Annotated in this window: 13 protein-coding genes and 1 CRISPR repeat array; of the genes, 5 read left to right on the top strand and 8 right to left on the bottom strand. The window is 33.3% G+C overall.

Annotated elements, in window-relative coordinates; translation table 11 throughout:
- Window positions 1-38 precede the first annotated feature (38 nt).
- The gene (locus BUB80_RS07140) at window positions 39-1,748 is read right to left on the bottom strand and encodes a helix-turn-helix domain-containing protein (protein ID WP_073292236.1); all 1,710 of its coding nucleotides are present in this window, start codon (window positions 1,746-1,748) and stop codon (window positions 39-41) included.
- A gap of 276 nt (window positions 1,749-2,024) precedes the next feature.
- On the opposite strand from BUB80_RS07140, the gene BUB80_RS07135 reads away from it, so the two are divergent.
- Genes BUB80_RS07135 through BUB80_RS07120 form a run of 4 tightly spaced genes read left to right on the top strand, consistent with a single transcriptional unit; the run spans window position 2,025 to window position 4,283 of the window.
- Window positions 2,025-2,264 (top strand): hypothetical protein, encoded by a 240-nt coding sequence (locus tag BUB80_RS07135; protein WP_073292234.1) that lies wholly within the window; start codon window positions 2,025-2,027, stop codon window positions 2,262-2,264.
- Window positions 2,261-2,452, top strand: a complete 192-nt coding sequence (locus BUB80_RS07130; RefSeq protein WP_073292232.1) for a hypothetical protein — start codon at window positions 2,261-2,263, stop codon at window positions 2,450-2,452. The genes BUB80_RS07135 and BUB80_RS07130 overlap by 4 nt, the downstream gene beginning before the upstream one ends.
- Before the next feature lie 21 nt (window positions 2,453-2,473).
- Complete coding sequence (locus BUB80_RS07125) at window positions 2,474-3,985, top strand: MauE/DoxX family redox-associated membrane protein (RefSeq protein ID WP_073292230.1); 1,512 nt, start codon at window positions 2,474-2,476, stop codon at window positions 3,983-3,985.
- Between the two features lie 34 nt (window positions 3,986-4,019).
- A complete protein-coding gene (locus BUB80_RS07120; RefSeq protein WP_073292228.1) occupies window positions 4,020-4,283 on the top strand; it encodes a DUF6520 family protein in 264 nt (87 codons plus the stop codon).
- A 292-nt stretch (window positions 4,284-4,575) separates the two neighbouring features.
- Window positions 4,576-5,546: direct repeats of the CRISPR family, unit length 47 nt; unit sequence GTTGTGAATTGCTTTCAAAAATTATTATCTTCGTGATTAATCACAGC.
- A gap of 57 nt (window positions 5,547-5,603) precedes the next feature.
- On the opposite strand, the gene cas2 is transcribed toward BUB80_RS07120, so the two are convergent.
- From cas2 to BUB80_RS07095, 5 genes are all read right to left on the bottom strand, one after another.
- The gene (cas2, locus tag BUB80_RS07115) at window positions 5,604-5,942 is read right to left on the bottom strand and encodes a CRISPR-associated endonuclease Cas2 (RefSeq protein WP_073292227.1); all 339 of its coding nucleotides are present in this window, start codon (window positions 5,940-5,942) and stop codon (window positions 5,604-5,606) included.
- Window positions 5,939-6,832, bottom strand: a complete 894-nt coding sequence (cas1, locus tag BUB80_RS07110; protein WP_073292225.1) for a type II CRISPR-associated endonuclease Cas1 — start codon at window positions 6,830-6,832, stop codon at window positions 5,939-5,941. The genes cas2 and cas1 overlap by 4 nt, the downstream gene beginning before the upstream one ends.
- Before the next feature lie 16 nt (window positions 6,833-6,848).
- Complete coding sequence (cas9, locus tag BUB80_RS07105) at window positions 6,849-11,075, bottom strand: type II CRISPR RNA-guided endonuclease Cas9 (RefSeq protein WP_073292223.1); 4,227 nt, start codon at window positions 11,073-11,075, stop codon at window positions 6,849-6,851.
- Window positions 11,076-11,450: 375 nt separating this feature from the next.
- The gene (locus BUB80_RS07100; protein ID WP_073292221.1) at window positions 11,451-11,696 is read right to left on the bottom strand and encodes an alpha/beta hydrolase family protein; all 246 of its coding nucleotides are present in this window, start codon (window positions 11,694-11,696) and stop codon (window positions 11,451-11,453) included.
- Window positions 11,697-11,776: 80 nt separating this feature from the next.
- A complete protein-coding gene (locus BUB80_RS07095) occupies window positions 11,777-14,428 on the bottom strand; it encodes a glycoside hydrolase family 2 TIM barrel-domain containing protein (protein WP_073292220.1) in 2,652 nt (883 codons plus the stop codon).
- A gap of 121 nt (window positions 14,429-14,549) precedes the next feature.
- Between BUB80_RS07095 and BUB80_RS07090 the strand changes: the two genes are divergently transcribed.
- Entirely contained in the window at window positions 14,550-14,801 is a 252-nt protein-coding gene (locus tag BUB80_RS07090) for a transposase (protein ID WP_073292218.1), read from the top strand.
- 100 nt (window positions 14,802-14,901) lie between these two features.
- On the opposite strand, the gene BUB80_RS07085 is transcribed toward BUB80_RS07090, so the two are convergent.
- Window positions 14,902-17,556 (bottom strand): alpha/beta hydrolase family protein, encoded by a 2,655-nt coding sequence (locus tag BUB80_RS07085; RefSeq protein ID WP_073292216.1) that lies wholly within the window; start codon window positions 17,554-17,556, stop codon window positions 14,902-14,904.
- The gene (locus tag BUB80_RS07080) at window positions 17,543-18,913 is read right to left on the bottom strand and encodes a RagB/SusD family nutrient uptake outer membrane protein (RefSeq protein WP_073292214.1); all 1,371 of its coding nucleotides are present in this window, start codon (window positions 18,911-18,913) and stop codon (window positions 17,543-17,545) included. The genes BUB80_RS07085 and BUB80_RS07080 overlap by 14 nt, the downstream gene beginning before the upstream one ends.
- Between the last annotated feature and the right edge of the window lie 16 nt (window positions 18,914-18,929).

Below are 18,929 nucleotides of genomic sequence, written 5' to 3'. Positions count from 1 at the left end.
TAGGAAAATTTACAAAAACCATATTAACCGACTGAATTTCAGCTATTATCTACTTCTTCTTTCCTTTTGCGAATAAAATCTTTCGGCCGCATTCCATTAAACTCGAAAAACAGATCAGAAAAACTTTGTCGGGTCGAGATGCCACATTCTTCAGCTAATGCTTCAATAGTATAATTTAGATATTTCTTATGTGAATATATAAGTACGGTAATATAATGGATTCTCATTTCTCCAATGTATCGGTTAAAATTAATGCCTTTCGTTTCATTGATAAACGTAGAAAGATAATAGGTATTTGTTTTTAGTTTCAATGCCAGCTTTCTCTGAGTCAGTCCTTTCTGAATGAATTCATTATTTTTTTCAAAAGCATGTAATTTCTCAGTGAGCTCTTTTATAATCTCAACACTTAAAATCATTTTCTTGGATACGGAAACAGGAATAAGAGATTTTCCCTTACCCTTTTCAACGCTATTGGCAGCGTTAAATTTTTCCTGAAGCAATTTGTATTTGATTGTACTATTCCGCTCTTTACGATAATGCAGTATAAAAAGAAGTAAAAAAATAAAAGTTAATACGAAGAAGGTAATCGTTAAAAGTGTTCTGTTATGATTCGTCTGTAATAAATATTTTTTATCATCCAACAAAGACTGTCGATCATATTCTTTATGAATTTTAGAAGACAGATAGGTAAAGTCTTTAGAGATCAAACTATCAGCTTTTAACAGCTGATTGGTATAATAAAGCTGTTGACCAATATCCTTTTCTTTCTTATAGTAATTGATTAAATATTCATAATTACTTCTGATTCTAGGCACTACAAAATGATGTCTGTTAAAAATAGAATCTACTTTCTGAAAACTACGGATTGATTTTTCCGTATCATATTTCAGGTAACATTTCCCCAGGTAAAAGTAGATAATAGACACCCATTCAAAATCACCCGTCTTAATGATCTCAGGTAATGACTGATGAAAATCTACAATAGCACCTTCATAATTATCCTGATAAAACTTTAATATCCCTTTCGACTTAAAAAAATAACTTTTCTCAAGCAAAAAATCTTTATTGTCTGCGATATTTGAGAGGGCTACAGTAACGATGCTATCTGCCTTGCTATATTGCTGTAAGTTTCCATAGCATATGGTAATCTGGTGTAAACTATTCAGATATCCTCTCTGATGATCATACAGTATATTAGGATGTAGCTTATCTTTTGTCTTCCGTTCAAAAAATGCAATACATTCATTAAAATGATCTATTGCTTCTTCATAATACCCCAAGTAACTTTTCACTACTCCCAAATGGTAAATCACCTTATATTTAAGATATTCATTCTTTGTATTTTTTGAATATCGATAAGCTTTTACATATTGGTCTAAGGCAGGTTTAAATTTTTTAAAACTGAAATAATACACAATACCCTTCCCTAAATAAGCATACGTTATTAAATCATCATCCTTAGAACGTAAAGCAGCATAAATGGTACTGTCTGCATAGGCCAATTTCTTATATTCCGACGGATTGTAAAGAACCGCATCTCTATATCCCTGTACCAGTTTAGGATAATCCAACTCTTTTTTTGCTTTTTTAATATACTCATTGATATACGGAATCGCCCGAATATCATTTCTTATTAAATTTTCATAGTTTTTTCTGATATCTGCATATTCATTTTTTTCACCTGCGTACAAATAATAAGATGATAATAAAATAAAGCTGGCTACGAGGATACTTTTGACGATAGTCATAATGGTATTTTTGGGAAATGGATCATTCCAAAATTAAACAAATTAGAATAAAAAACATTGAATAACAATAAGTTATTCATTAAATCAAGATATATCCCTATAGATTCCTATTAATAAACATTTATTACTGTAAGGATCTGTCAAAATTTAAAAATCATGACGTATGAATTTTTAAACAATGCCTATAAACACTTTTTCAGGGGCTTTTAGTCCAATATCTTTGACTCAGGAATTCCACTAAAAACTCGGCCGAGATAACCTTAAAAATCAATTACCATGAAAAAGTTTATCTCAATAACAACCCTTTTATTATGCACATTATCTCTCTCTTCTTGCAGAGAGTCAGATGAAACAATTACGGCTTCTGAAACTCCTAATTTGACGATCAAACAGGAAACAAAAAACGAAGGTGAAAACCTAAAAAATGGAGACTCTTTAAAGATTCCAGACAGTAACGAAATTGATCCACCCATAAAAGATGGACAGGATTGGAAGCTTAAATCAGAAACCAAATGACAAGCAAAACTGAGCCACAGAATCTTTGTACAAAATCAATCCTTCGTACAACAGGAACGTCCTGCCCTATCAGTGGAATTTGGGAAAGTACAGGCAATTTCAGAACCACCTGCCCTGTTGCAAAGGGCAGTCAAATGCCTAAGTACTTTGGAAAAATAATCCAATGGAAACTCATACAGGTCGGTTGATAACAGTATAAAAATATTATCATGAAAAATGTAATTCTTAAGATTCCTAACATCACATCCTATTTCTTCATCCTCTTATTCTGTTATGCAGCCATAAGTAAAATAATGGATTTTGAAAACTTTCAGGTCCAGATTGCGCAGTCCCCATTACTGAGTACATATGCGGGATTGATATCTTACAGCACAATTATTATAGAATTAATCATCGTTATAGCGTTGTCTTTTTTAAGAACAAGACTTCTAGGATTGTATGCTTCACTTTTTCTCATGGCAGCTTTTACCATTTATATCTATCTAATATTGAATTACAGTGATTTCATCCCCTGTTCTTGTGGTGGAATACTACAAAACATGAACTGGACACAGCATCTAACTTTTAATATTATTTGTACAATACTATTAATAGTGGCAATCATTTTATTGGAGCGTAAAAGAAGTACGAGAACCTCAAGATTGATTTCCAACATAAGTTTACTACTTATTCTAAGTTCGGGGACTGTTGTTTATTTATTTTTGACTTCAGAGCATATGATAAAAAAGGAGAATAATTTTACGCGGAGATTTATTCCTACGGCAGTAATGAAATCCAAAGCGTTGCCACTAAGTGCTGATTCCTATTATCTTGCAGGTATTGAAAATGAGAAAATATATTTGGGAGATCCCAAATCCCCTCTCATTCTTACAACCGTAGATACAACCTTAATCAGAGCTTCAGCACGTAAGCTTACCCTTGACAATACCCATTATCAATTTAGAAATGTACAATTACAAGTTCAGAAACCCTACTATTATTTATATGATGGCACCGTTCCCGTCATTTATCGTGGGCGTATAAAAGATTCTATAGCTAAAACAATAAGTTATAATGAGGTATATTTTAATCAATTTATACCTTTAGACTCAACCCAATTTGCTTTTAGAACCATCGCTACTAAAAATAAACAATTCATACTGGCAGGTCTGAAACTTGAAAAGAGTCGTCGAGCAGTCGTCAATCTATATGCCAATATCCTAAAGAAACAGAAAGACGGTATTTTTGATTCAGATGGAAAATTGCTTTACGACCGAAAAAAATCCAATCTTATCTATATTCACAGCTACCGAAATCAAATTATAGTTATGAACAATGATTTCAAAGTACAGCACCAACTTCATACAATAGATACAACCACCATTGCTCGGGTTAAAATCCGGAAACTTACAAACGGAAGTTATAAAATGGTAGCTCCTCCATTAAAAGTAAATAAAAGTTCCACGGTGTACGGAGGTATTTTATTTAATCAATCCAATTTAATTGGCAAACATGAATCTCCACAGACATGGAAAAGAGCTTCCATTATTGACATTTATCGTACAGACAAGCAAGAATATCTGGGTAGTTTTTATATCTACAACAGAAATGACGTCAGCATTTCAAATATGATGGTCAATGGTAGCTCCTTATATCTAATTATTGGAAATGAATTAATTAAATATAAACTAAACAAAAAAATAACTGATAGCTACAGTACAGGAAAAGCCGAAAACCTGTAAAAAAGAGTAGGCACTTATTCCAAATTCTTTTATTATGAAAAATCTAATTATTCCTGCTATCCTTTTAATCATAGGAACAGGATCTGCTTTGGCCACTAAAACAGCAGACAACAAGAAGGCCGTATTGGTATCCGGTTATCATATCAACCAACAAACTGGTTTATGTGAAATCACGGATCAGAAATGTAACACTGTCGGAGTCGATTTATGTTTTTGGTCGGAAGATGGGTCTACCCAGTTAAGGAATCAACCCATCAGTCCAACGATGTGTGGAACTCCTCTATTTAAAGTAGAGTAATAAAAAGGAAGGATGCTTATACAGCATCCTTCTTTTTTTGTTTACTGATTCATGAAGTATTCTTTTTATTTTTCAAAAAATAATCCAGCTATTCTAAAACTCTACGATGCAGATTTATCTTCTTTCTAGAATATTGGGTTCAATATAATAACCTTTATCAGGATAGAATAAAGTAGTGTGCTCTTTTTTTATTTCTTCTAAGGCCAACATAAAATTCAATACCTTATTTTAAAAAATTGCTATCTTCGCGATTAATCACAGCTTACACCATCAGAACTGTACATATCAGCAAATTGTGAATTGCTTTCAAAAATTATTATCTTCGTGATTAATCACAGCTGTAACGACTGTTTCATCATCTACTATAGCGTTGTGAATTGCTTTCAAAAATTATTATCTTCGTGATTAATCACAGCCGAAAAATCACTATGTTGTTACGGGTGTTAGTTGTGAATTGCTTTCAAAAATTATTATCTTCGTGATTAATCACAGCTACTGAATCTATTTCCCCAAAAGAATTAATGTTGTGAATTGCTTTCAAAAATTATTATCTTCGTGATTAATCACAGCTGGAACCATCACATGCCGGAAGATTGTACGGTTGTGAATTGCTTTCAAAAATTATTATCTTCGTGATTAATCACAGCTACTCTTTTTAACCTCAACAAACATATTATGTTGTGAATTGCTTTCAAAAATTATTATCTTCGTGATTAATCACAGCAAATTAATTCGATTGGCGGAGGTGTTGATTGTTGTGAATTGCTTTCAAAAATTATTATCTTCGTGATTAATCACAGCATTAGCTGATGGCGTTACGTCTATGGAGGTGTTGTGAATTGCTTTCAAAAATTATTATCTTCGTGATTAATCACAGCTGTTGAAGCAAATGCTTGTATTTTAACACTGTTGTGAATTGCTTTCAAAAATTATTATCTTCGTGATTAATCACAGCAACCTGCCATCCTTTTTGCAAAGTCAGTTAGTTGTGAATTGCTTTCAAAAATTATTATCTTCGTGATTAATCACAGCTCAATCGTTTGTTAAGAGAAAGACAAGCTTGTTGTGAATTGCTTTCAAAAATTATTATCTTCGTGATTAATCACAGCCTCATTCTCTAAATGCCTGATTGGTTCCATGTTGTGAATTGCTTTCAAAAATTATTATCTTCGTGATTAATCACAGCTCAAACAACATTATGACTTACCATTTCTAAGTTGTGAATTGCTTTCAAAAATTATTATCTTCGTGATTAATCACAGCCTCAAAAAATAACCTACTATAAATCAGTAGGTTATTTTTACATTTAGAATTGAAAATTTAGAATAATTCCAGCTGTTGAAAGGTTGGAGGTGGTTCTTCTTTACTTCTGGCAAAGAAAATTTCAATATCACCAAATTGTTTGTCTGTAATACTCATAATAGCAACTTTTCCGGCTTTAGGAAGCATAAACTTGACCCTTTTAATATGAACTTCAGCATTTTCTCGGCTTGGACAGTGGCGTACATACATTGAAAACTGAAACAATGTAAATCCATCATCAATCAAAGCTTTCCGAAAACGATTAGCATCCTTCATATTTGCTTTAGTTTCAGTTGGTAAGTCATATAATACTAAAACCCACATAATTCGGTAAGCGTTAAACCTTTCGGTATTCATATTAGTTCAGGATAAGAGATCAATCGTTTTTCACCTGTATAACATTTATAAAGCGATGATGCAGTTGTTTTAACAGCAACTAACAATGGTCTTGTTTTACTATCCATACTCACGTCTTTTGTGGCTACCTGCAGAATATGGGCTTTAAACTCTTTTGTCAATTTCTCATTTTCAGGATTTCCTTTTAACCAATCCATCACCAATAAATCAATAAATGGACGGTAAGGCTCCATAAGATCATCTGCCAAACAATAGGGATTGTATTTATTTTTATGGAAAATCCCAAGAACAGGTAATAAACCAGTTTCAACAATAGCTCTTGCCACAATACTTCTGAGAACCGCATAACCAAAATTGAAAAACAGATTAGGTGAATCACCAAAACGCTGTCTTAAAAAGTCTAAACTGATAAGGTATTTCCAGTAGTGTTGTGCAGCAATTCCTTCCATATTCGTAATATCACCACTTTTCACATTGTTTTGATAGTGAATCATAGGTTCATAATAGTTACCAAGCCGTCGTAGAACTTCCTTTTGGTTTTCAATTTTACATTCTATTGTTTGTTTCCAAAGTTGTTTTTTTAGTGGCTCACTGGCTTCCAGTTGATCTTTTACTCTATCTGAATGTTCAGTATGTCCATAAAGTGGTAACATAATGCCGTGTGGCAAATGATGATTGTCACAACTTATTACAACAACATTATTTCCCATCATTTTCTGAATAAGATGATGCGAAATCGTAATTTGAAAATGATCCAGCATCAATAATCCCAGATCTTCTACAGGAACACTTCCTCTCTCTGTTTTAGTTTCAGGACAGATAATCTTCATCTGTTCATCTTTAAGCTTGAGATAGGCTGGATTTCCGATATAGATTGAGCGTGTAATCATGATTCACATTTTTAGTTTAATATTCTCCTACCTGTACGATTTTACCTAAATGATTAAGTCTAACTTTAACTATTGTTTTCATAAAATCTTTACTATAAAAGTCTAGATAAGAAAAATTTCTCAATTCCTTTTTTACATCAACTGATGTTTCTAAATGATGTCTAAACCAAAAACCTGATTTCGAAAGTTCACCAAACTTCTGCACTCTAAACAAATTCTTAGAAATTAATCTTAAATTCTTTTCGTCATATAAATCTATTTCTTGAGGATTGAAATCTTCAGACGGAAACAAAAACATTTCATTTTGTTTCATCGTGAATAAAAATTTCCAACCTAAACTAGAGTTATATTCATTATCAATTACAGATAATCCTTGGTTTACTCTTTCAACAGCTTCATAAAAACTCAAGACTCTTTCCTGTAGATTTCCAACTGCATCTTCATAAATAGCAACGTGATGATTATTTCCAGTACTTACAAAATCAACAGGCATTTTATGCCCTTTGTCATCCAGAATTTCTTTTCCGAAGTGATCTTTTTTGTAATGCAGAGCTTCCACATTATTAACTCCAGTAATCGTAACTTTTTTTATCGCAATTCCTTTGGGTTTGTTTAACCAAATAGGATTTTTTTCTAAATCTGAAAATGCATCTTTGGAATTTCCATTAAACTCTCTCAATCTATCTGTTAAAATATTGCGAACTTTTTTATCCGTAACTTTATCTATATTTTTATAATCTTTAAAATTATCAGAATTTATAGATTTTCTTATTGTATAAATTATTTCATACCAACCTAAAGTTAAAACTTCAGGCAATTGTTCCGTTTTTTCTATATTCAGAAATATTGGATTCTTTGCTAAAATATTTTTACCTGTAAATGCCTTTTTAGAATCATCTCCAAATTCTTTTAATCTTTCTAATAAAGCATTTTTATACCTTTCATTCTGAACTTTATTAATAGTTTCTAAATCAAACTTTCCAGATACTTTCTCATCTTTGGTTTTAAGATATTTAGAACTCCCATATATAGTTTCCTTATGAAGTTGCCCCCTAGGGGTAAGTTCAATTTTAGAAATAATACTCCCTTTTTTCTTAATCTTATTTATATTTTTTGTAACAACTTTATTCTTTGCTTTATGTGAAATCAATATTTCGTCTAAATGCTTTTTAGCAGCAACTCTGAAATTATGAATTGGCTCTAAAAACCGTCTCTGTTTTGATCCATTTTTCTTTTCAAATACTTTAGTAATTAAATTTTCAATATTTGATATCATTTTATGCTGATTATGAGCTTCATTCTTTCTCGCATTTAGATAATTGAGATATTGAATATGATTGTGCGTAGTGAAAGCAACAGTGAGAGCATCCATCGCATGATGACGATGGTCATTTCTCTTACTCCAATCTATAATTTTTTCTTTTTCTTCTCCTTTTGAATTAATTACAGTTTCAGTTAAACCAAGCTTTCTGTATTTATCCAAATTCAGTTCTTTCATTGTGTTTACGAGATTCCAATCTTCACGCAATTTATCCGTAATTCTTCCCGAAGTAGAAACCACAGAATTGGTAATTCCAAAAAGAATTTCTTTAGCTTTCTTCGCTATATATTGTGTATCTCGCAAATCTCTTTCAATAAACCCATCCCCTATTTCAGTTCCTTTTTTCTGAAGTTTTTCATATTTAGCTTTAGTGATTATCCCTTTATCATAAAACTCTGTGATGGTATTGGTGAATTTTCCCAGCGTATCTTTTCCTTCACTTTCCAGATAATCAAATGCGGTTAGATTTCCTTTCTTAAGATTAGCCCCTCTTGGAACCAAAACTTTATTCGAAAAACTGTCATCAAAAAATCGTGATTGCGGAATTATATGGTCTATATCATATTTGTCTGTGAAAAGCTCTTCTCTTTTAATTTGAACATCTGTATATAAATCTTTAAAGCCATTATTTGACAATTCCAAATATAATTTATATCGGATAATATCATTTCTTGAAGGCGATTTTATTCCAAATTCCTTTTGTAATATTTCTGAATATTTCTGATGCTGTATGGTTGCTTTGCCTATCTCAGAAGTCATATTAGCTCTTTCTTCTGCATTCTTTTTAAGCTCTCTTGCTAATTCTATCCTTATTTCATCGGGTTTTCCATATTCTTTAATGACTTCATTTACAACATTTATCATTTGATTGAGAATTTTTTCAACCACAGGATTTCGTAGAGAATTTTTAGGTAAAATTTCTAAGTGTTCCTTCAAAACTCTTTTTGCTAATTCTTCTTTAGTCAATGACTTTGAATGATTATAACCAGCCATTGCAGTTGCTGAAAGTATGGTATCATTATCTGATTTCCTCGCAAAAGGTAATCCAGCTTTTAAATGTGGTATAATCTTTCGCATCGCTTTCGTGCTCAAACTTCCATAATCTTGTGGAAAACCAATATCAGCCAATATTATGGAATGTTCTTTTCTGAAACCAAATTTCTTCTCTAAAAGTTCATATAATTTTTCGTTTCCAGACGGAGATACATCCCCTTCGTAAGAATAGAGTAAATGCCATAATTGGTAGGAATCTTGTTTTTCAAAATTTGTTCCTTCCAGTTCAGAATTAAAATCTAAAATAGACGTATTTATTCCTAGTTCAGAAAACTTTTCTCTAACAAATTCTATTATTTTTCCAGCAGAACAACTTATCTTAGAAACCTTAATATCATCATCAAGATTATATTTAAATTCTTTTGGAAACTCAATTCCCTCATTAGCAATAATCTTTAAATAAGCAGTATATAAATTTTCGTTAGTATTATTTCCTTCAATATCTTTAAAATTGGTTTTCCACTCTTTACCTGAATATCCCAATACATCTAAAACCGCTTTCGCAGAAATCGTTCCTTTTATATTTACTTCATTAAAAATAGATTCTTTAAACTCTAAATCAATCGGAAATATTTCTTTAGATTCAATATTTTGAAACTGTAAATTATTAAGAACCTGCCAGATTTTAAACTCTTGAAATAATAGTGAAGATTTCGGAGCTACTTTTAGACCAACTTCTTTCTTTTTAATTTTTCCATTCTCTGTAATTTCAATCTCTCGATTTTCAAACTCACAAATACTGATTAATCCTTTCTGAGACTTTAATTTTCTTTGATAGAAAATAACAACATCACGGATTTCATTTTTCAGTTCTTTCGTTAATAGCACATGATATTTGGATTGGGTCTCCCATATTTTTTCAAATTCATCCAGATAATCCTGTCTATAAAAAACCTGATTTTTAAGCTTACTATGAGGATTCTCTTTTAGTTGACAATGTAAATATTCTCCAACCGTTTGATTATTGAAATAAAGTTCTTTACTTCTATCACTAATAGCTCCCAAATAACCACTGGAGTTATTAAGATTGCTATTTATCTCCTGAAAAACAACAGCCAAACTTTCAAAATCAAGATGCTTTTTAACAGCTTCACTTCTCCAAAAACATTTTTCTATCTTTTTATCTTGTTGTGTTCCAACTTGCTTTATTCCAACTAATGAAAAAGGTATTTCTAAAATCTTCCAGGTGGCATTTTTATTTTTCCCTTGTAATTCTTTGTAAAGATTATCACTAAAAATTTCCGGATAAAACTGTTTTTGGAAATTCCATACTCGATCAAACTCAGCTTGTAAATCAGAACGATAAAAATCGGGTAATTGTTTTTTACCTGATTTTAAAAGTTCATAAGAATATTCTCCGGGAGTTGTATTTTCTTCATATAATTCTTTAGCAACAGCCATTCCGTCAATAATCTGCCCTTCATCTTCATTTTTGGCTTTACGGCTACTTTTATATCCTCTTTTTTTATTAATTAAAAGTAAGACTCGTGCAAATTCAGATAATTCTACTTTTTTCTTAGCCGACTTTGCACGTATTTCTTGAGTTTGAAATGTTGAATCTCCCCCGCTTTCAGCAAGCAGGTCAGTTTGTTTCAATATCTTATTTTTTTGTAAAATATCAATGAGATGGAGTCTTCTTAATTTAAATCTCTGTAAATTTCTTCTCGCTCCTCTTGCTAAAGTTCTCCCTGCATTCGTTGTTATTGGTTTTCCCTTTTCAAAATTTATTTGCTCGTCAACAGTCAGTGGATTAACCCGCACTCCTAACTTTATAATTTTATTATTCATTGAATTTTTAGCATCTTCTTCAACAATCGCCCATCCGATTGAAGAAACACCCAAATCCAAACCCAATATTTTTTTAGCCATAGCTATTAATTTTATGATATTGTATAAAAATAGAAATAAAAAAAATAATTAAATTATGGTTTTCCGTAAAACAATAAACATATTTTTGGCTTATATTTGTCTCAATAATTTTGAAAAGCAATTCACAATAAGGATTATTCCGTTGTGAAAACATTTAGCGCCTCGACTATCTTCGGGGCATTTCTTTTATATAAAAGTCACCTTAATTGTTTCAAGATTATAAAAACTAAAAAGAGTTATCAATATGTGCTTTGCGACCACAACAAAATCTGATTATTTTTACCATGCCTTTAATAAGAGGAATAGAATCTGATTTGACATAAAAGGCAGAGCTCTAGTTCTCTTTGCAGTTCACTTAATAAACAGGAAAGAGATCTATATAGCATCCTCCTTTATTTGTTTGCTAATCCACGAGAAGTCCTTTTTGTCTTTCAGAAAATAATCCAGCCATTCAAACACTCTACGATCCAAATCTCTTCTTTCTGCAGTGTTGGGCTCAAGGTCATGCCCTTTCTCGGGATAGAATAAAGCAATGACCACTTTTTTATTTCTTCTCAGGTCAACATAAAATTCCATACCCTGATTCCAAGCAATATTTTCATCTTTATTCCCTGCCCGCAATTAACAAAGATCATCAAAAACATAGTTAATGCTCTTAATACATCAATTGATAAAATACATGCAGATAGTTGATTATCCGCTTAATAAACTTTTCTTAATTGTAATGCATTTAAAACAGCCTTGCCCTCAACAGGTGTAAAATCTATGGTGATTCCCTTTCCATTTTGAACAGTTACTCTGGTCTTTTTAATGATTGCAGTGGTATAACCAAAATCTTTAGCCAGGTTAATATTGTTTAAAAAAGTTGCTCCATTTATGAGTACCGAGAAAATCCGATTCTCTTCTACTTCTTTTTTATGAGTATTATCTAAGTTGTAAACTAAAGCCTCTTTAGAAATTCCACCAACCAGCTCGGCAAAGTATAACGACAATTCATACTCGCCATCAGGTACATCCATTTTAAATTGCTGAATACCTACTTGCTGAGTTTGATAAATTGGATCATCGTTGGTATCTAAAATATTTTTGTCGCTGCCATAAGTAATTCGATTATTTGTGCCCTTATATGGTTCGCCACCAATCCAACCCCAAGAACCTTTTCTGTATGGCTGATCGGGCATCCACAATTGGTGCTGGTTCTCATCGATATAAAAGCGTTTAGAACCCAACAAAACATTCATATTTTTAAAGGAAACCAACTGATCCGTAAAGCGATAAGGTTGCAATTGAAAGTTAATATCAGTCTCATCGCTTTTATTGCCAGCCACCACACGCAATTGATTTAAACCATCAACAAATGGAACCTGCCAGCTACAAACATGATCTACAGCTTCTTTTATACCTAAACTTTTGCCGTTTAAGAATAGTTCGGCCGATTTTAAATTAGTGGCCACCTGTAAAGGTTGGGTACAAAACAAGGAAGCAGAATCTGCCACTCCCGTTCTATCTTGCCATTGTGCGGAAGTAATTTTCAAATAAGGCTGATCTGCCAGATACGCCTGATATAGAAAATAGGTATCTTTTGGTTTGCGTCCAATGGTTAAAAGCCCTTTATTATTGATATGCGGCATGGTTTCTTCGCGGGTTTCCGAATTAAAATCGGCCAAATTCCAAGCCATCCCGCCACTTACAAATGGGCGTTTAAGCATTTCGTTTAAGTAAATTTGATTAAAGTAAATGCAATACTCTACACTTTTATCAAAACGCACCGGCGAAAATGAACGGATACGCGGATCGGCATCAGCACCATACTCCGTAACCAACATTGGCTTATCAGCCAGCTCTTTATGATGCTGATCAAGGAATTTAGCAAAATCTGCCGGACTGCCTGAATACCAACCATTATATAAATTCCAGCCAATAATCATTGGAATTTTTGTTAGACCAACTTTATTATAAATATCCCATGCACCATGATTAACAAGCAAAGTATAACGTGATGGATCTTCTTTTCTTGTTAAATCTTCTAATTTTTGAGCCAATTCCCGAACATGATCAAAATAAATTTGCTGACGAGGTTTATCGTTCTCAAACTTTGTGCGAAGCAAAATCTCGTTCATGTATGCCCAAATAATAATGCTTGGATGGTTAAAGTTCTGCCTAATCATTTCCACCTGCATATCAAGGCAGTTTTTGGTAAACGTTTCTGATTCTGTAATGGTGTTTATCACCGGAATTTCTACTGAAGCTAAAATCCCTAAACGGTCACAAGCTTCGAGTACCAATGGATCCTGCGGATAATGTGCAACTCTTAAAAAGTTACCACCCATTTTTTTCAATAACTCTACATCTCTTATTTGCAAAGCATCTGGCGTAGCATTACCTAAATATTCATAATCCTGATGACGACTTGCTCCTATTAATTTTAAGGGCTTATCGTTTAAGAAAAAACCCTGATTTGCATCAAATTTAAACCATCGAAAACCAAGTGGATTAGAAACCTGATCTAATACAGTTTTGGTTTTCATATCGATAATTTTAGTCACTATGCGGTATAAATAAGGGCTTTCTGGCGACCACAGTTCAGGTTGTTTAATGTTATTTAACTCCTGAACCACGGTATCATTTCCTCCGGAAAGCATATTCAGGGTGGAAATTTGGGACAATATTTCCTTTCCCTGCGCATTAAATATTGTAGTTTGTATCTGAACTTTTTTAGCTAATGATAAGTTTTCGATTATACTTTTAACCTGCACTTTTGCCGTAGCAGCAGAAACTTGTGGCGTTGTAATAAAAACACCAGAACTGCCATTTTCTTTTTGCGAAAAATGAACAGGATTGGTAATTAACAGATTTACATTGCGGTATATACCACCAAAAAAGGTAAAATCGGCTGTTAAAGGTGGAATATCTTCATTAAATCTGTTAGTAACCCTAACTTCAATTACATCATCCTTATAATTTAAAAATGGCGTAATGGCTACTGTAAAACGAGTATAACTGCCAATGTGTTTACCAGCAGTTTTACCATTAATTAAAACTTCAGCTTCTTGTGCAACGCCATTAAAAACCAAATAAATATCTTTCCCTTTTGCAGAATCATCCAACTTCAATTTACGCTTATAAATACCTAAACCACGGTAATAACCTGGCTCATCATCCATTACATCTTTATCGTTCCAAGTGTGCGGAAGGTTTACTTTTTCTGTTACCCCGTTTTCTTTTTTAAATTCCCACTGGTCGTTTAAGCTAATTAATTTGCGTCCGCTATCTTGCGCAAAGCTATTGGTTACAAAAAACGTTATAAGGAATAATATTAAGAGTGATTTCGTTCGTACGGATGATTTCTTCATGTTATATTTTATAGGTAATATTTTTAGCTACAGGAAACACTGAAAAGTTTTTTCCCATCTGCTGTTTCTAAACTTCTACGGTTAATTCAGAAGCTTAAAAAAAATTAATTTTAACAAATATATGAAACAAGAAAGAAAAAATTATGATCCAGCTTTTCAGACCAAAGCGGTTGAATTAAGCAATGAAAGAAGTAATATCTCGGAACTAGCTAGAGAATTTAGCATTAAAGTTACGTTGCTTTACAAATGGCGAAAAGAATATGAGGAATTTGGAAAAGGGAGTTTCTCAGGGAAACGAAATTTGAAATTAACACAAGAACAAATCCATTACCTTGAGAAAGAGTTGGAGGATGCTGAGCTAATTAACCAGTAATACTTACATTATTTTTAGATCAAAAGAAAAAGAATGACAGATTCTGCCATTCTTTACAATAAATGTAGATAAATATGCTACACAACGTTACCATTTGTTTTTATTCATGAGATCCCCTCTTTATTTGTTTATTAATCCACGTGATTTCCTTTTTATCTTTCAAAAAATAATCCAGCCATTCCAATACTCTTCGGTGCAGATCTCTTCTTTCTTCAGTGTTGGGCTCAAGATCATGACCTTTCTCAGGATAGAATAAAGCAATGACCTCTTTTTTATTTCTTCTCAGGCCAACATAAAATTCCATACCCTGATCCCAGGCTATATTCTCATCTTTCTTCCCTGCCCATAATAGTATCGGTGCATTAACTTTCTCAACATTATAGATGGGATTATTTCTGACATACAATTCCTTATTTTCAGCAAAAGGAATGTTCATTTCGTATTGTCCGTTTTCAAACTGCCAGTAAAAAGGACTGCTGAAATTATAGTTGTACGAAAAATACGACCTTATGATATCACTGTTTCCTGCCCCCGAAATATAAGCCGCAAAACGATCAGAATGTGTGGCGATAAAGTTGGTTTCATATCCTCCATGAGAATGCCCAATCAAAGCCGTTTTATCCATATCTATATTTTGATTTTTACTCACTTCATCGAGAGCCTTATTCACGCAGTCTAACGCCGATAATCCTGTTCCTGTTTTCGTAAAAACAATATCTGGCATAAGAACAAAATAACCTCTTTTGAGGAGTGCCCGAAGATCAAAACAAATAGGGTTATTATATCCCGGGGTCAGATACTGCGTTGCTTCATCACTCTGCACCTGATAAACACGGACCACCATCGGGTATTTCTTTTGGTGGTTAAACCCTATAGGATAATATAAAATTCCTTTTAAAGGCGTTCCCTCTGTATTTTTATAATGAATCATTTCCTGCCTCATTCCTATTGACTCCTGATCTCTTCTATCTTCAAATACCGGATGTTCATTACCCTTTCTTATATTATATTCTACAACCTGTGAAGGCATATTAAAAGATTCTTCTACAAAACAAAATTTCTTCCTATCTGCATCATATTTAATATTTTTAATGTTAGCAATTCTTGGGCTTACTACCGTTCTTATGGTATGACCATCCCATTGCACTACGGATACTTCATTATTGACCAGATCACTCACTTTAACAAGGAGAAAATCTGCATTGTCAATCCTATGCTGAAAAAAATTAAATCCATCGATCAAGCTCGTTTCTTTTTTATTGAGGATTTCAGTCTTTTTGTTCTTGCCCATGTGTAAAGAGTGCAAAGATTCACTCTCAATATGATATTCCCACAGATCATTTTCACTTTCAAAGTAAATCATTTTCTCATCAAAGCTGAATACAGGAGTTTTAAGATGGAAATCCCCTATCCGCTTCTTTATTTGGGTATTCGGGTTATACAACACCCAGTTATTTTTCAAGTCCGGATAAATGAACCAGTTTCCACTTTTAGAACTATAAAGCGAAGGTTTTATGGCATCTAACTGTTGAAAAGTTCCTGTTTTAATGTCAAAGAGATTCATATTTATATCAGGAATCCAGCTGACATAATTTTGCAGTTCTGCTTTATTAAAAGCCAGAAAATAAAGGGTATTATTGAAACTAGCTATAGATTCAAATTGGTCAGTAGGAATTCTTGTTATTGAATTGCCTTTGGGATACCATACTACATAGTCCCGTTTAACAGTTCCATACTCCATATCCTTCAAGGCTCCATCGTTTCCATACCATATCTCTACATTATTTTTATGTTTTACATATTTTTGAGATTCAATACAATACATTTCTCCATCCTGAATTTCTGTTACTTTAAAAAAATCGGCGTCCTGAGTATCCCTCCCCAATGGATACAATGGTGTTTGATCGGCAATAGCGGAAGTACTAATAAAAATAAGATTCCGTTTAGCTGTTGTCTCCTCTTTTTCGGTAATCATCACCTGTTTACCGGAAGGACCTAGTTCAAAACGCTCTATTTTATTCTTTGTGGAAAATAAAACGGTAGGTTCTTTACTCTTTTCATTCGTGTTGTTGTTGTTGTTGTTGTTGTTGTTTCTATAATTGAAATTCTTTTCTCCTTGCTGGGGTTTTGCATTTTCAATCAATATTATTTCACTCCACTCTCCTACTCTTCTTTCTGCATACACTTTTTGGCGTCCATCCGTGATATAATTGGTTACGTTAGGAACAGACTGTAATAAAGTTCCGTGATAGTCGTACACCGTTAAACCTTTATCCTTGCTCAGCATTGCAAACTGATTGACGGTCTGTAATGCATCTGTCTTACTGATATTTTCAAATATCTTTCTTTGATGGGTGATCAAATTCCATAAGTCTGTCTGTGAATTCCCACTCGCTAAAAGAACATTTGCTTTCAAAAATGTAAGCTGGTTCTTTTTGACCAGATAGCCTTCTACAGCATTTGATCTGTTGGCATCCATTATCATCATCGTATCTGCGTTATAATCATACCATTTCTTTACTGCTATCCATCTTCCATCCGGGGAATAGTCGGTGATATTCACTTTGAAGAATTTTGACTTCCAGATTTGCATCGTATCCTGATGGGTTGTTGTCTGATTCTTTTTAATCAGATTATCCTTAAAAGAAGAATCTGTTTGCCCAAGAACAGAAGTATAACAAAGCAGCCCTAACAGAAGCATCAGGTAATTTATACTAAACATCATCTTAGCCTTTTGTAGTTTAATACCCTGCATTTTGTGGATTTAAATGTTGATTTAAAAGCAGTTCGTTTTGTGGAATGGGCCAACGTTGGTGAGTGTCTTTCCAGTTCTGTTTTACCGTAAGGAGTGTATGCAGACGGCCCAGTCTTTTTAAGTCTAAAAAGCGGTGTCCCATCTCTGCAAAAAATTCTTTTCTCCGTTCTGACAGGATTTCATCTATTAGCTGTGCTTTAGGCAATTGATTGGATAAAGCGGTAAGGCCTGCACGTACTCTGGTAGGATTGATATAAGACACTGCTTCCTGTAGCATATTCTGCTGGACTAAGGATTCTGCCAATAGAAAATAAACTTCTTCCAATCTAATAATAACGGAATACTCTGTATTATTAACGGTTCTATTCTTATACTTATCCACCCGATACCAGGTATTTCCGTTTACAGTAACAGGAGTGATCCAGTTCAATTTTCTTAGATCATTATTCGAAAAACTATTCATCAGATCTTCAGAAACAGCATAATTATTAGGAAGGGCATTGGAGAAATAATATAAGATCACTTCCTTCGTAGGATCCCCCGAGTTCTTGGGTTTGAGCTGCCATAGGATATGTTTTTCCGACTTCGTAAAGACTTTGGTGATATCGTTTTCAAACTGATACAAAGAACTTTGTACAATCCCTTTTAATAGGGTTTCCGCATCACTCCATTTACCCTCCGTCATATATACTTTGGCAAGCAGTAACTGGGCTACTTTACGGTTAGGAAAAATACGTTCTGCATTGCGGTAATCATCCACCAACCAACTGATGGCCTGACTCAGGTCGATTTCTAACCTTGCCGATATGTCTGAAGCCGATGTTTTTGACAGTATTCGGTTAAGCTGATAATCGGTGCTGACAACATACGGAATATCTCCAAACATCTGTTGCAGATAGAAATACAGCATGCTTCTTACCAATAAAGCCTCTCCTTTAACTCTATTTTTTTCTACCGAAGGCAAAGAAGAATGTTCCACTCCCTCTATAATCGAATTGGCAGCATAGATCTTTTCGTAGGCTGAAGACCAATACGAATACACTGCGGTATTGGTATCCACCTGCTGGTTAATATAGATATCATAAGCGCCATTGGTTGCCGTAACGGCATAACAGTTCAGATCATCGGTATAGCTTCCCAATAATTTTCCTGACTGATCTCCTGATAAAGGAGAATTATCCCACAATCCGGCATATAATCCGGCTAAAGCTGCATTCGCAGTCTGTACATCTTCAAATACCTGTTTGGTGTTAATTTGATTATCCGGCATCTGAACTTCTATGAGTTTTTCACAAGAGGTACAGAAGAACTGCACCGCCATGAAAAAGAAAATATATCGTATAATGGATGTTTTCATTTTTAAAGATTTTATT

Origin of the sequence: Chryseobacterium polytrichastri (assembly GCF_900142445.1) — a bacterium.
GTDB classification, from domain to species: Bacteria; Bacteroidota; Bacteroidia; order Flavobacteriales; family Weeksellaceae; genus Chryseobacterium; species Chryseobacterium polytrichastri.
The sequence above is the reverse complement of the archived record's forward strand: the minus strand, read 5'-3'. Positions and strand labels throughout refer to the sequence as shown.